Genomic DNA, 13,791 nt, shown 5'->3' with positions numbered 1-13,791 from the left:
TGCTTAATTCGCCTTCTGTGCCAGTTTTTCCAATACTCTCGACACCGCCACAAACGCGAAGGAAGCCGTAACTGCGGTACTAGCACCAAAACCAGTGTCGCAATTCATTTTGGTTTCCGTATCGCCTTTTAAACGTTGATGAGAAACCGTGCCGTCGCCTTGCGGATAACTTAATTGCTCGGTGGAATACACGCATTCAATGTCAAAGCGGCGTTTCGGATTACGGGTAAAGTTGTAATAACGTCGCAGGAAGTTGCGTAGTTTGGCAGCAAGTGGATCTTTTTCGGTTTTAGAGAGATCGCCGATGAGTATTTTGGTTGGGTCCATTTGACCGCCCGCACCACCGACTGTGATGACTTTACGCTTGTTACTCTTACTCCACGCCATCAGAGCGGCTTTTGGCTTGATGCTATCAATGCAATCAATAATGTAATCAAACGGCGTAGAGAGCAGCTCAGAGATGTTTTCAGGGGTAATAAAGTCTTCTATGCAGGTTACTTGGCAATTCGGATTAATCAACTTGATACGTTCTGCCATGACATCAACTTTCGATTGACCAATGTTTCCATCTAATGCGTGAATTTGGCGGTTGGTATTAGTGATGCAAACATCGTCCATATCGATCAACGTAATTTTACCAATACCTGAACGTGCCAAGGCTTCAGCCGCCCAAGAGCCAACGCCCCCAATACCGATGACACAAACGTGTGCTTGAGTAAAAAACTCATACGCTGCATCGCCATATAAACGGCGAATGCCACCAAATCGTTGATCGTTTGTCACTTTTATCTCCTCGCAAAAGGTTCTACCCTGCGCTTTTTATGCCAATAAGTGTATTCTTTGAACCTAGCAAAGACGAATTACTTTCTATCAAAAATCTTTGCGTGCAAAGATTTATATAAATAATCACCAGGTACTGTGAGCCCTATGATTCAGCAAGCTTTTGAAATGCTTGGTTTGACGCCAAGAGAAACTCAACTTTATCAAACTCTATTAAAGTTAGGCCCTTCTTCCATTCGAGATATTGCCGAACACAGCGGCATCAATCGCGGCACGGCATATGAGTCGCTAAAACAGTTACAAAGCAAAGGCATCGTTAGCTACTTTCCAAAAGGAAAACGCCGATTATTTACCGCTGAAAACCCAGATATTCTTCTAAATTTAGCGGAAGAAAAACGCAACCGCCTAGACAAAACTATTGAAAACCTGAAAAACACTATCATTCCTAATTTGCATCAGCAGCAGCCAGATTATCATCAAACCAATGTACGTTATTACGAAGGTGATGATGGCATAGAGTGGGTTTTACGCGATATTTTAAACGTGGTATCGCAACAAGACCACAAAGAATATTGTGTGTTTTCTTCTAAACCTATTCGCCCTTTCTTGTATCGCCCTTTTCCCAACTACACAAAGCAACGCGTGAAGCTTGGTATTAATGTAAAAGTGATCGCGCTTGGAGATGGTGGTGAAGAAGCACAGTTGTCTGAACGTAAGTGGATTAAAACGGAAGGTTCGGTCGACGCCAGCTATATTGCTATCTATCCGCCCAAATGTGCGATTATTTCTTTAGCGAGTAACAACTTCCCTTCTGCCGTGGTATTGGAATCTAAAGACATCGCCAAAGCACAGCAGATCATCTTCGATACCTTATGGAAGATGCTCTAAAAAGCAACGTTCCACTCAAATAGCAGGCAATAAAAAAGCAGCCCTTAGGCTGCTTTTTTGACTTCAAACTCAACATTACCGCTTATTTGTGATCGCGGAACTGCTGAATAGTACGCAAGCGGGCCATAGCTTCTGCTAGTTCCACTGTCGCACGAGTGTAGTCGACGTCAGGTTTTTGGTTAGCCAAAAGCTCTTTAGCATGTTCCTGAGCTTTTAGTGCCGCCTCTTCGTCCAGATCTCTTGCACGAGTGGCTGTGTTAGCCAAGACGGTGACGCGGTGCGGTTGAACTTCTAGGAAGCCACCGGACACGAAGATTATCTCTTCGTCACCATTTTCTTTAACCACACGAACAGGACCTGGTTGCAGAGTAGTCAACAATGGCGCGTGACCAGGCATAATGCCCAAATCGCCATAGCTGCCTGCAGCCACAAGAGATTGTACCGTACCGGAAAAAATCTCTTGTTCAGCGCTTACGATATCGCAGTGTACTGTGATAGCCATAAGTTGCCTCTCTTAGTCATACTTAGCAAAAGCGTTTTACAACGCTTTTGCTACGCGTGATGGTTAAAGTTTCTTAGCTTTCTCGACAGCTTCGTCGATGCTACCAATCATGTAGAACGCTTGCTCTGGAAGATCATCGAACTCACCATCCAAGATGCCTTTAAAGCCACGAATCGTGTCTTTCAAAGAAACATACTTACCTGGAGAGCCAGTGAATACTTCTGCTACGAAGAAAGGCTGAGACAAGAAACGCTGGATTTTACGAGAACGGTTAACCGTTTGTTTATCTTCTTCAGATAACTCGTCCATACCCAAGATTGCGATAATGTCTTTCAATTCTTTGTAACGCTGCAATACCATTTGAACGCCACGTGCTACGTCGTAATGCTCTTGACCGATAACTAGTGGATCAAGCTGACGTGAAGTAGAGTCAAGAGGATCGATCGCTGGGTAGATACCCAAAGATGCGATGTCACGAGACAATACAACGGTTGCGTCCAAGTGAGAGAACGTTGTTGCTGGAGACGGGTCAGTCAAGTCATCCGCAGGTACGTATACCGCTTGAACAGACGTGATAGAACCAGTCTTAGTAGAGGTGATGCGTTCTTGAAGAACACCCATCTCTTCAGCAAGTGTAGGCTGGTAACCTACCGCAGATGGCATACGACCTAGCAATGCAGATACTTCTGTACCCGCAAGCGTGTAACGGTAGATGTTATCTACGAAGAAAAGTACGTCACGACCTTCGTCACGGAACTTCTCAGCCATAGTCAAACCAGTCAAAGCAACACGTAGACGGTTACCTGGTGGCTCGTTCATTTGGCCATATACTAGAGATACTTTATCGATTACGTTCGAGTCTGTCATCTCGTGGTAGAAGTCGTTACCTTCACGAGTACGCTCACCAACACCAGCAAATACAGAGTAACCGCTGTGCTCGATTGCGATGTTACGGATAAGTTCCATCATGTTTACGGTTTTACCTACACCGGCACCACCAAACAGACCAACTTTACCACCTTTCGCGAAAGGACAAACAAGGTCGATAACCTTGATACCCGTTTCTAGCAATTCGTTGCTAGAAGACTGCTCAGCATAAGAAGGAGCTGCGCGGTGAATTGACCAACGCTCTTCTTCGCCGATTGGGCCTTTTTCGTCAATCGGATTACCTAGAACGTCCATAATACGTCCTAGTGTTTTAGTACCAACTGGCACAGAAACTGGTTTGTTTGTATTTTCTACAACCAAGCCACGTTTAATACCGTCAGTGGAACCCATTGCGATGGTACGAACAATACCGTCGCCTAGTTGTTGTTGAACTTCCAACACCAACTGTTTACCCTCAATGGTCAGGGCATCATATACTTTTGGCACGCTATCACGTGGGAATTCCACGTCCATAACCGCGCCAATAACCTGTACGATGTGTCCGCTACTCATGTTCGGATCCTCTTAAATACCTAAATACCTTAAACCGCTGCCGCGCCGCTGACTATCTCAGAAATTTCCTGAGTAATCGCTGCTTGACGAGCCTTGTTGTACACCAACTGCAATTCATCAATGATATCGCCGGCGTTGTCTGTTGCGTTTTTCATCGCAAGCATACGAGCTGCTTGTTCACACGCAATATTCTCAACCACTGACTGATATACTTGAGATTCAATATAGCGAACCAATAATTCGTTCAAAATTTCAACGGCTTCCGGTTCATAAATGTAATCCCAGTGGTGCTTTAACTCTGTATTCTCTTCCGCTTTTAATGGCAAAAGTTGTTCAACCGTCGGGTTTTGAGTCATGGTATTCACGAACTCATTTGAAACCACATAAAGACGATCAATACGACCTTCATCAAATGCGTCTAGCATCACCTTTACGCTACCGACTAAGTCGTCAGCTTTTGGTGCATCACCTAAACCGGTGAAGGCTGCTGTTACATTTCCGCCGTAGTTACGAAAGAATGAAACGGCTTTGCCACCAATCGCACAGATGTCTATTTCAACACCAGTATCAGCAAACTGTTTCATATCTCTAATGGCTTTTTTGAACACGTTAACGTTCAAACCACCACATAAACCACGATCAGAAGAGATTACGATATAACCAACACGCTTCGCCTCACGTTCGGTAAGGTAACGGTGTTTATACTCAGGATTCGCGTTGGCCAAATGACCAACTACTTGGCGAATTCGTTCCGCATACGGACGAGAAGCGGCCATACGATCCTGAGCTTTACGCGTTTTACTTGCAGCTACTTTTTCCATAGCACGAGTAATTTTACGCGTATTGTTAATGCTCGAAATCTGAGTACGTATCTCTTTTCCGACTGCCATAATAGAACTGCCCTTGTGAGAATGTTATTTCACAAACTGCAAGAAAGTGGTGACAAGCTTTAATCGCTTGTCACCAAACTCATTACCAAGTTTGCGTCGCTTTAAACTTCTCGATTGCCGCTTTAAAGGTCGCTTCAATCTCGCCGTTAAAATTACCAGTTTTGTTAATGTCAGCCATAAGATCAGTGTGTTCACTGTTCATGTAGCTCAACAAAGCAGTTTCAAAACTACCAATTTTGCTTGTTTCAACATCTTCAAGGAAGCCATCATTAGCAGCGTAAAGAACTACGCCCATATCAGCTACAGACATAGGAGAGAACTGCTTTTGTTTCATCAGTTCAGTAACCTGTTTACCGTGCTCTAACTGCTTACGAGTCGCTTCGTCTAGGTCAGATGCGAACTGAGCGAAAGCCGCCAATTCACGGTACTGAGCCAATGCAAGACGAATACCACCGCCAAGTTTCTTGACGATCTTAGTTTGTGCTGCACCACCTACACGAGATACCGAAATACCTGCGTTCATCGCTGGACGAATACCGGCGTTAAACGAGCTCGTTTCCAAGAATATCTGACCATCTGTGATGGAGATAACGTTGGTTGGTACGAATGCAGATACGTCACCACCTTGAGTCTCGATGATTGGCAATGCGGTCAAAGAACCCGTTTTGCCTTTCACTTCACCATTGGTGAATTTCTCTACGTAATCAACGTTTACACGTGATGCACGCTCAAGAAGACGAGAGTGAAGGTAGAATACGTCACCTGGGTAGGCTTCACGACCTGGCGGACGACGTAGAAGCAAAGATATCTGACGGTAAGCCCAAGCTTGCTTGGTCAAATCATCATAAATGATCAATGCGTCTTCACCGCGGTCACGGAAATATTCACCCATAGTACAGCCAGTGTACGGCGCTATGTAAAGCATTGCTGCTGGATCAGATGCGCCAGCTGCTACTACTGTGGTGTATTCCATTGCGCCAGCTTCTTCAAGCTTACGCACGACGTTAGCAATTGTAGATTGTTTCTGACCAATCGCTACGTACACACACTTAATGCCAGAATCTTTCTGAGCAATAATGGTGTCAATTGCTAATGCAGTCTTACCAATCTGACGGTCACCGATGATCAACTCACGTTGACCACGACCAATTGGCACCATAGCGTCAATGGCTTTGTAACCTGTTTGAATCGGTTGATCAACTGACTGACGTTCGATAACGCCTGGCGCCACTTTTTCAACTTTATCAGTTAGTTTTGCATTGATAGCGCCTTTGCCGTCGATTGGGTTACCCAATGCGTCAACAACACGACCAAGCAATTCAGGACCGATTGGAACTTCCAATATACGACCTGTACATTTAACTTTTTGACCTTCTACAAGGTCTTGGTATTTACCAAGTACTACTGCACCGACAGAGTCACGCTCTAGGTTCAAAGCAATACCGTAAATACCACCAGGGAATTCAATCATTTCCCCGTACATAACATCTGCCAAGCCGTGGATCAGAACGATACCGTCTGCCACGCTGACAATTGTGCCCTCATTTTGGGCATCAGAAGATACATCGAGGTTCTCGATGCGCTTCTTGATAATCTCGCTGATCTCAGATGGATTCAGTTGCTGCATGCTAAATTCCTCAACCCTGGTTTCGATTTAACGAAACGCTAGGAGTTTATCGCCTCGGCCAGTTTCGCTAATTTACCGCGTACTGAACCGTCGATGATTAAGTCACCTGTACGAATAACCACGCCACCAATTAGGCTTGCGTCTGTTTCACTGGTTAAGTTGACTGTACGGTCCAACTTTTTAGCCAGTGAAGCGGCTAATGCTTGTGTTTGTTCTACTGTTAATTCAAATGCAGACGTAAATTGAACATTTACGGCTTTTTCGAAATTCAGTTTGAACTGTAAAAATAACTCAGAAATAGCAGGAAGAAGCGATAAACGCTTATTCACAGCAAGAGCTAACAAAAATGCTTTGCCTTGTTCTGTTGTTACTTCTGCACAAACGTCCGCTAGAGCGTTTGCCTTCTCTTCCGCACTAAAAGCTGGATTCCCAAGTGCTTTTTTAAGCTTAGGTTCAACAGTCACAGCAGCTAATATGTTTAACATATCTGCCCACTCTGAAATATGACCTTGCTCTCTAGCAACTTCGAAAACCGCTTTAGCGTACGGTCGCGCGACTGTTTTTAATTCAGCCATTAGACCCTCGCTTAAAGCTCTTTGGCGAGCTGTTCAACGATCTCGCTATGTGCTTTTTCGTCAATGGTGGCTCCCAAAATCTTCTCGGCACCAGCAAATGCAAGAACGGAAACTTGAGCACGCAATGCTTCTTTAGCACGCATAACGTCTTGTTCGATCTCTGCTTGAGCTGCTTCGCGCAGACGCTTGCCATCGGCAATCACCTGCTCTTTTGCCTCGTCGACCATTTGGTTCGCACGTTTGTTGGCTTGTTCAATAATCTCGGCCGCGTTCTCTTTGCTTTCACGTAATATTTGAGAGGCTTGTTCTTGTGCCAACTCAAGGTCACGTGAAGCACGGTTCGCTGCTTCCAAACCGTCTGCAATTTTTTTGCTACGCTCTTCGAGCGCAGCAATAACTGGTGGCCACACATATTTCATGCAGAACCAGACAAAAATAGCAAACGAGATAGCTTGGCCTAGAAGTGTGAGATTTAAGTTCACGCTAATACCCTCGCTTTTAGTCGTTTAAAAATCATTCCCGCAAAGTTTTGCAGAATATTAACCAGCGACCAAAGCAACAAAAGGATTCGCAAAAGTGAAGAACAATGCGATACCTACACCGATCATAGTTACGGCATCTAGAAGACCCGCTACGATGAACATTTTAACTTGCAGCATTGGAACCATTTCTGGTTGACGCGCAGCGCCTTCCAAGAATTTTCCACCCAAAATACCAAAACCAATCGCAGTACCTAGGGCACCTAGACCGATTAGAAGGGCTACAGCGATCGCAGTAAGACCAACTACAGTTTCCATTTTAACTCCTACATTTTCACAGTTTTAGATAAGGTTTAAAAAATTATTACTTTAAAGAACACACTATTAATGATCTTCGTGCGCCATACTTAAGTAGACGATAGTCAACATCATAAAGATGAAGGCTTGAAGCACGATGATCAAAATATGGAAGATCGCCCATGGCACAGACAGAGCCCATTGTAGGCCCCAAGGCAATATAGCAATCAAAATAAAGATCAATTCACCAGCATACAAGTTACCGAACAATCGCAATGCTAATGAAACAGGTTTCGCAAGTAGACCAACACCTTCAAGTAATAAGTTGAAAGGGATCATCCATTTGCCAAATGGCTGTAACGTCAGTTCACCAACAAAACCACTTATGCCTTTCACTTTGATGCTGTAGAAAACAATCAAAGCAAAAACAGAAAGTGACATGCCTAATGTGGCATTAATATCTGTTGTTGGAACAAATTTGAAATACACATGATTAGGATCAGCGCCAAACACTGAAGTACCAATCATTTGAGCTACAGCAGGCAAGAAATCAACAGGAATTAAATCCATGAAGTTCATCAAGAAAACCCAAACAAAGATAGTAAGTGCTAAAGGCGCAATGACCTTACTCTTACCATGAAAGGTTTCTTTAACACTGCCATCAACAAACTCAACCATAAGTTCTACAAAGTTTTGTAGTCCAGTCGGTGTATCTGTCGAAATTTTCTTTGCGGCCTTACGGAACAACCATAAAAACAAGAAACCCAAAGCAATCGAAATTGCCATAGTGTCTACATGAATTGCCCAGAATCCCATATCTGCTGCTTCTTTAGCATCATGGGCAAGACCCCATGTTCCATCAGGATGTTGACCATAGGTCAAATTCTGAAGGTGATGCTTTATATATGAAGAAGCTGTTGGACTTTCAATACCCATACTTATATCCACGCTCTCTCAATGATTAAAATCCTATTGCCTACCGTACTAGGTATTTCTTAGCACGATAGGACTGAGCCAATGGCTCAAAATTGCACCGCCAAAACCTGCAAAGAAAGCCCCTGCAGCTAATGGTTTTATCAGAAGAAAAACCAGCGACAATAAAACCACTGTCATAGCCAACTTACCGGCTTCTCCTCGATAGAATGATCTAACGACATCTTTTGCTGGACGAGTCCCTTTGTAACCGAAGATTCGCCAAGCCATATAAACACTCGGCAATATGCTGGTTAAAGCGCCCAATATAAACGAGTACCCATACAGACCACCAGCAACGTAAAAAATTCCCAAAGAAACTAAAAAAGTGAGCAATAATTGTAATAAAAGGAAACGAAATATAGCCTTCTTTTTAGCGCTAATAATTGCACTCGCGCTTAGTGGCTTTTTTGTCTCCATTACCCAACTCTCTTTTCGCACTATAAAAGTGCAATCAATGTGATGATTTACAAAATTCGAGGCATTATATGGGTAATAGCTGCCTTGTTCAACTTAAACCGATTCACACGATCACTTTCAAGGCATCTTGTCTAGATAGAAAAACGTACTTGTCACGAATTGCTTCATTTCCCTACAAGCAGTTCGCTAATCAAGAGTTCTAGGTGTTCTGGGTTACGGTACTCAATAACCAACTTACCTTTTCCTTTGGCTGAAGGTTGTATTTTTACCGCCGCATTAATTTTTTGACTAATGCGTTCTGCTTCTGCACTTAAATCTGGCAGGATAGGTTTGCTATCTTCATTTTTTTCAATAACTTGGAAGTTTTTCACCAATCTTTCCGTCTCACGGACAGACAAGGATTTAGTGACAACTTGTGACGCCGCTTGAATTTGTTTGTCATGCTCTAAAGGTAATAAAGCTCGCGCATGGCCCATTTCAATATCACCATGTTCTAACAAACGACGAACTTCAGGCGTCAATCCTAACAAACGTAATAGATTCGCTACAGTTGAACGAGATTTACCAACGGTATCTGCAACTTCTTGTTGAGTAAGGTGAAAATCTTCAACTAGACGTTGTAGAGCTAATGCTTCTTCTACTGGGTTTAGGTCTTCACGTTGAATATTTTCAATCAAAGCAAGAACCACGGCATCCGCATCTTCAACATGACGAACGATGACAGGAACCTGCTTTAAATCGGCCAATTTGGCAGCTCGCCAGCGGCGTTCACCCGCGATAATTTCATATTGATTGTGGCCACTTGGTCGTACAACAATAGGCTGCATAATACCTTGATTACGAATTGAAGCCGCGAGATCTTCTAATTGCGCAGGGTTCATATCACGACGAGGTTGAAATTTACCTTTAGAAAGCCAATCCACAGGTAAATAAGTTAGGCCTTTTATTTGCTCACTATTAGAGCCACTATCAGCCTCATTGGTTGGAGTTGATTGTGGTGCTAATAATGCATCTAAGCCACGACCTAGACCTCTTTTTTTCATCGTCATTTCATTAACCCTAATTGGTATTAAAGTACGCTTATAAAACAGTAATTATGCGACAGATTTTCGAATAAACTCACCCGCTAAGGCGAGGTAAGCGATAGCTCCACGAGACTGTTTCTCATAATGCAAAACAGGTAAACCGTAACTTGGTGATTCCGCCAAACGAATATTTCGAGGGATCACGGTATCATAAACCTTGCTGCCAAAATGCTTATGAAGTTGACTAGATACATCATGCGTTAAGCTGGGGCGAGGATCATACATGGTTCGTAAAATACCTTCGACCTCTAGAGACGGATTTAACGCTTGAGTAATACGATTGATCGTTTGCAATAACGCTGTTAACCCTTCTAACGCGTAATATTCACATTGCACCGGAATCAATACACCTTGAGAAGCGGCTAAAGCATTTACCGTCAGCATATTCAATGCAGGTGGACAGTCTAGTAAGATGTAATCGAAGTCACTGTCGACTTCGTACAGGCCAGCACGCAGACGGGTTTCTTTACTCGGTAAATCAAGTAAAACCACTTCTGCACCAGTTAAATCACCGTTTGCAGGCAATACCCAATAATCTCCAGGCATGCTTTTTTTCATGACTTCTTTTACGCCATGAGAACCAATCAATACGTCGTAAACGCTAGTGTCTAACTCTTCTTTAGTAAAGCCACTTCCAGTGGTCGCATTACCTTGCGGATCTAAATCGATTAATAATACTCGGCGCTTCATTGCCGCCAGTGATGCCGCTAAATTGACACAGGTGGTGGTTTTGCCCACACCACCTTTTTGGTTGGTAACTGCGATGATTCTTGCCATGATTTATCCTTTACGCGTCATCACTACCATGTGACGCTCCGCCTGAATATTTGGCACATTAAGAGGCTCTACAGATACTAAACCAACCTCTTTTGGTAGCGCCGCTATTTCTTCACTAGGGTAAACCCCTTTCATGGCTAGAAAATTACCTGTCTCTTTTGGAAGAGGTAAAGTCCAATTAATCATATCTTGTAATGAAGCAAAAGCTCGAGAAATAACGTGATCGTATTCCCCTTGGTGACTGTGTTTTTCAACCCGTTCATTTGCCACCGTGGCGTTATGAATGCCCAATTCCATCTTAACTTGCGTCAAGAAACGTGTTTTTTTGCCGTTACTATCAAGCAAGGTGAAACGTTTTTCAGGGTAACATATAGCAAGCACCATACCAGGTAAGCCAGGTCCAGTACCAACATCTATAATATTGTCCCCTGTTATAAAGGGTAAAGTCGCCAAACTGTCTAATAAGTGCAAAGAGATCATTTGCTCAACATCACGAATAGCAGTCAGGTTATAAGCCTTGTTCCACTTTTCTAGCATGGCTAGGTATTTTACAAGAGTCTGAATCGTTTCATCAGATAAAGCAGCGCCCATTTGTTGGGCGCCTTTTTGAATAGTGTCAAAGTGTGTCACAGTCGATCCATTTCTATAAAGATAGCAATTAGGGATTATCGGCTGATGATTCTAGGCACTTTTGCGCGCAATCGCACGTTTTTTCAAGTGAATTAATAGTAAGGATACCGCAGCAGGCGTTACACCTTGGATTCGAGAAGCCGCAGCAAGCGTGGCTGGACGCAACTGAGTCAACTTTTGTTTGATCTCATTTGATAAGCCTTCCATCTTGGAATAATCCAAATCATCAGGCAATGCCGTATTTTCCTGACGACGTAAACGCTCAATATCTTCTGCTTGACGAGTGATATAACCCGCGTATTTTACCGCAATTTGAACTTGCTCAGAAACTTGCTCATCTACCGGCTCATCAAGACCGTTTTTCAAATTCGCAATATCGGAATAAACAATATTCGGACGTTTAAGCAAATCTAATAAACTGTACTCATGAGTAATCGGTGTTTCTAGTTTTGGATTAATGCTATCCGCTTCAGGCGTATTTGGCACAATCCAGCTAGATTTAAGCCGCTGTGTTTCTAACTCAATCGCTTCGCGTTTTTTGCAGAAGGCAGCCCAACGTTCATCGGATACCAAGCCAAGTTCACGGCCCTTCTCTGTTAAACGCATGTCGGCGTTATCTTCACGTAAAATCAAACGATATTCCGCACGACTAGTGAACATACGATATGGTTCTTTTGTACCCATACTGATCAAATCATCGACTAGTACACCTAGATATGCTTCATCACGTCGAGGTGTCCAAGCATCTTTATCTTGTGCAAGCAAAGCCGCGTTTAAACCAGCAAGTAAGCCTTGGGCACCCGCTTCTTCGTAGCCTGTTGTACCATTGATTTGTCCAGCAAAAAACAAACCAGGCATATGTTTGGTTTCTAAGGAATATTTCAAATCTTGCGGATTAAAATAATCGTATTCAATCGCATATCCTGGACGAATGATATGAGCATTTTCCATGCCTTTCATCGAACGAACTAGCTCAATTTGTACATCAAATGGCAAAGAAGTCGAAATACCATTTGGATAAAGTTCGTGTGTCGTTAAACCTTCTGGCTCAATAAAAATTTGATGTGAGTTTTTATCGGCGAAACGTACGATTTTATCTTCAATAGAAGGGCAATAACGTGGACCAACACCTTCAATCACACCAGTGTACATAGGTGATCTATCCATTCCCGCACGAATAATATCGTGTGTACGTTCGTTGGTATGAGTAATAAAACACTCAATTTGACGAGGGTGCATTGCGCGATTGCCCATGTAAGACATGACCGGATCAATATCATCACCAGGCTGAGCTTGCATTTTTGAGAAATCAACCGTTCGAGCATCAATTCGAGGTGGCGTACCTGTTTTTAAGCGATCAACACGAAATGGCAAAGCACGTAGTTTTTGTGCCAAGCCAATGGATGGTGGATCTCCAGCTCGACCACCTGAATGGTTTTGCAAGCCAATGTGAATAACACCACCTAAAAAAGTACCGGCTGTTAAAACAACAGTTTTACTATTAAAACGTATACCCGTTTGAGTAATGACACCGCGAGCAGCGCCATCTTCAACAACAAGATCTTCTGCAGATTGTTGGAAAAGCCATAAATTTTCTTGGTTTTCTAATTTATGACGAATAGCCGCTTTATATAATATACGGTCTGCTTGAGCACGAGTGGCTCGAACAGCAGGACCTTTGCGAGAATTCAAAGTACGAAATTGAATACCAGCTTGATCCGTTGCTAATGCCATAGCGCCGTCTAAAGCATCTATTTCTTTTACAAGATGGGACTTCCCAATGCCACCAATGGCAGGGTTACAGGACATTTGTCCTAAAGTTTCAATGTTGTGAGAAAGTAACAAAGTTTTAACGCCCATACGTGCTGCAGCTAAAGCCGCTTCTGTACCAGCATGTCCGCCACCAACCACAATCACATCAAAGCGACTTGGGAAATCCACAGGAACCTCGGTATTACTAATAAATAGAAAAATGAATAAAAAACGATCAACCATCGATTGAGGCCGCTTAGTATATAGGCAAATTTCCAAAAAGAAAGAGATCGAAACCCACTTATCCCGGTCATCAATATTAATATATTTAAGTAAGTATATAAGTTCTTTTATGTTTGTTATGTTTATATAGCAAGCAAATATCTGTGCATAAGAATAAAAAAACTATATTTATTAAATATTTACATAGATAACATCTTGTTAAGACAGGGCTGGTTATCTTGTGGTGTGGATAACCTGAACCTGTGCATAAAACAGCTACTTATACAGAGTCGATTTTTAAAGCCAAAGTTGTTAAAAACTGTGCAAAACTTCTTATCAACCTATCACCATACTTATCAACAGGCGTTTTTTTGTATTGTTAATACATTAAGGTGTTGTTTAAAAAGGATTTATCAGTTTTTTAACACAAAATTCAGCATTTTTTTTTAAAATTT

At 42.8% G+C, this 13,791-nt stretch carries 15 protein-coding genes; 1 reads left to right on the top strand and 14 read right to left on the bottom strand.

Features of this window, described 5'->3' with window-relative positions; genetic code table 11:
- Window positions 1-3 precede the first annotated feature (3 nt).
- On the bottom strand, window positions 4-783 hold the full coding sequence (gene tcdA / locus BUA59_RS08765) for a tRNA cyclic N6-threonylcarbamoyladenosine(37) synthase TcdA (RefSeq protein WP_072839337.1): 780 nt from the start codon (window positions 781-783) through the stop codon (window positions 4-6).
- Window positions 784-927: 144 nt separating this feature from the next.
- Between tcdA and BUA59_RS08760 the strand changes: the two genes are divergently transcribed.
- Entirely contained in the window at window positions 928-1,668 is a 741-nt protein-coding gene (locus tag BUA59_RS08760) for a TrmB family transcriptional regulator (RefSeq protein WP_072839336.1), read from the top strand.
- A gap of 82 nt (window positions 1,669-1,750) precedes the next feature.
- Here the strand turns inward: BUA59_RS08760 and BUA59_RS08755 are convergent, their stop codons facing one another.
- The 13 genes from BUA59_RS08755 to mnmG form a co-directional block, all read right to left on the bottom strand.
- The gene (locus tag BUA59_RS08755; RefSeq protein ID WP_072839335.1) at window positions 1,751-2,170 is read right to left on the bottom strand and encodes a F0F1 ATP synthase subunit epsilon; all 420 of its coding nucleotides are present in this window, start codon (window positions 2,168-2,170) and stop codon (window positions 1,751-1,753) included.
- 63 nt (window positions 2,171-2,233) lie between these two features.
- Entirely contained in the window at window positions 2,234-3,610 is a 1,377-nt protein-coding gene (atpD, locus tag BUA59_RS08750; RefSeq protein WP_072839334.1) for a F0F1 ATP synthase subunit beta, read from the bottom strand.
- 29 nt (window positions 3,611-3,639) lie between these two features.
- Window positions 3,640-4,500: a F0F1 ATP synthase subunit gamma gene (gene atpG, locus BUA59_RS08745; RefSeq protein WP_072839333.1), complete on the bottom strand. Its 861-nt coding sequence runs from the start codon at window positions 4,498-4,500 to the stop codon at window positions 3,640-3,642.
- Between the two features lie 82 nt (window positions 4,501-4,582).
- Window positions 4,583-6,127, bottom strand: coding sequence for a F0F1 ATP synthase subunit alpha (atpA, locus tag BUA59_RS08740; protein WP_072839332.1), 1,545 nt, complete (start codon window positions 6,125-6,127; stop codon window positions 4,583-4,585).
- Window positions 6,128-6,165: 38 nt separating this feature from the next.
- The gene (locus tag BUA59_RS08735; RefSeq protein ID WP_072839331.1) at window positions 6,166-6,702 is read right to left on the bottom strand and encodes a F0F1 ATP synthase subunit delta; all 537 of its coding nucleotides are present in this window, start codon (window positions 6,700-6,702) and stop codon (window positions 6,166-6,168) included.
- Window positions 6,703-6,713: 11 nt separating this feature from the next.
- Window positions 6,714-7,184 (bottom strand): F0F1 ATP synthase subunit B, encoded by a 471-nt coding sequence (locus tag BUA59_RS08730; protein ID WP_012072126.1) that lies wholly within the window; start codon window positions 7,182-7,184, stop codon window positions 6,714-6,716.
- A 57-nt stretch (window positions 7,185-7,241) separates the two neighbouring features.
- Complete coding sequence (atpE, locus tag BUA59_RS08725) at window positions 7,242-7,499, bottom strand: F0F1 ATP synthase subunit C (RefSeq protein WP_012072127.1); 258 nt, start codon at window positions 7,497-7,499, stop codon at window positions 7,242-7,244.
- A 66-nt stretch (window positions 7,500-7,565) separates the two neighbouring features.
- On the bottom strand, window positions 7,566-8,414 hold the full coding sequence (gene atpB / locus BUA59_RS08720; RefSeq protein ID WP_072839330.1) for a F0F1 ATP synthase subunit A: 849 nt from the start codon (window positions 8,412-8,414) through the stop codon (window positions 7,566-7,568).
- A 48-nt stretch (window positions 8,415-8,462) separates the two neighbouring features.
- A complete protein-coding gene (locus BUA59_RS08715) occupies window positions 8,463-8,870 on the bottom strand; it encodes an ATP synthase subunit I (RefSeq protein WP_072839329.1) in 408 nt (135 codons plus the stop codon).
- A 164-nt stretch (window positions 8,871-9,034) separates the two neighbouring features.
- A complete protein-coding gene (locus tag BUA59_RS08710; RefSeq protein ID WP_072839328.1) occupies window positions 9,035-9,919 on the bottom strand; it encodes a ParB/RepB/Spo0J family partition protein in 885 nt (294 codons plus the stop codon).
- 45 nt (window positions 9,920-9,964) lie between these two features.
- A complete protein-coding gene (locus BUA59_RS08705) occupies window positions 9,965-10,732 on the bottom strand; it encodes a ParA family protein (protein ID WP_012072131.1) in 768 nt (255 codons plus the stop codon).
- A 3-nt stretch (window positions 10,733-10,735) separates the two neighbouring features.
- Window positions 10,736-11,362 carry a 16S rRNA (guanine(527)-N(7))-methyltransferase RsmG gene (gene rsmG, locus BUA59_RS08700; protein ID WP_072839327.1) on the bottom strand — a complete coding sequence of 209 codons (627 nt, stop codon included), beginning with the start codon at window positions 11,360-11,362 and terminating at the stop codon, window positions 10,736-10,738.
- A 51-nt stretch (window positions 11,363-11,413) separates the two neighbouring features.
- Complete coding sequence (gene mnmG, locus BUA59_RS08695; protein WP_072839480.1) at window positions 11,414-13,303, bottom strand: tRNA uridine-5-carboxymethylaminomethyl(34) synthesis enzyme MnmG; 1,890 nt, start codon at window positions 13,301-13,303, stop codon at window positions 11,414-11,416.
- Window positions 13,304-13,791: the final 488 nt, after the last annotated feature.

Source organism: Marinomonas polaris DSM 16579, from assembly GCF_900129155.1.
GTDB classification, from domain to species: Bacteria; Pseudomonadota; Gammaproteobacteria; order Pseudomonadales; family Marinomonadaceae; genus Marinomonas; species Marinomonas polaris.
This window is presented reverse-complemented; position numbering and strand designations above follow the sequence as displayed.

Excerpts from the sequence above, each read along its gene's own strand:
- atpD (WP_072839334.1), bottom strand. The coding sequence starts at position 3,610 with ATGAGTAGCGGACACATCGTACAGGTTATTGGCGCGGTTATGGACGTG.
- BUA59_RS08755 (WP_072839335.1), bottom strand. The coding sequence starts at position 2,170 with ATGGCTATCACAGTACACTGCGATATCGTAAGCGCTGAACAAGAGATT.
- atpA (WP_072839332.1), bottom strand. The coding sequence starts at position 6,127 with ATGCAGCAACTGAATCCATCTGAGATCAGCGAGATTATCAAGAAGCGC.
- BUA59_RS08760 (WP_072839336.1), top strand. The coding sequence starts at position 928 with ATGATTCAGCAAGCTTTTGAAATGCTTGGTTTGACGCCAAGAGAAACT.
- BUA59_RS08705 (WP_012072131.1), bottom strand. The coding sequence starts at position 10,732 with ATGGCAAGAATCATCGCAGTTACCAACCAAAAAGGTGGTGTGGGCAAA.
- atpB (WP_072839330.1), bottom strand. The coding sequence starts at position 8,414 with ATGGGTATTGAAAGTCCAACAGCTTCTTCATATATAAAGCATCACCTT.
- atpG (WP_072839333.1), bottom strand. The coding sequence starts at position 4,500 with ATGGCAGTCGGAAAAGAGATACGTACTCAGATTTCGAGCATTAACAAT.
- BUA59_RS08735 (WP_072839331.1), bottom strand. The coding sequence starts at position 6,702 with ATGGCTGAATTAAAAACAGTCGCGCGACCGTACGCTAAAGCGGTTTTC.
- BUA59_RS08715 (WP_072839329.1), bottom strand. The coding sequence starts at position 8,870 with ATGGAGACAAAAAAGCCACTAAGCGCGAGTGCAATTATTAGCGCTAAA.
- BUA59_RS08710 (WP_072839328.1), bottom strand. The coding sequence starts at position 9,919 with ATGACGATGAAAAAAAGAGGTCTAGGTCGTGGCTTAGATGCATTATTA.
- atpE (WP_012072127.1), bottom strand. The coding sequence starts at position 7,499 with ATGGAAACTGTAGTTGGTCTTACTGCGATCGCTGTAGCCCTTCTAATC.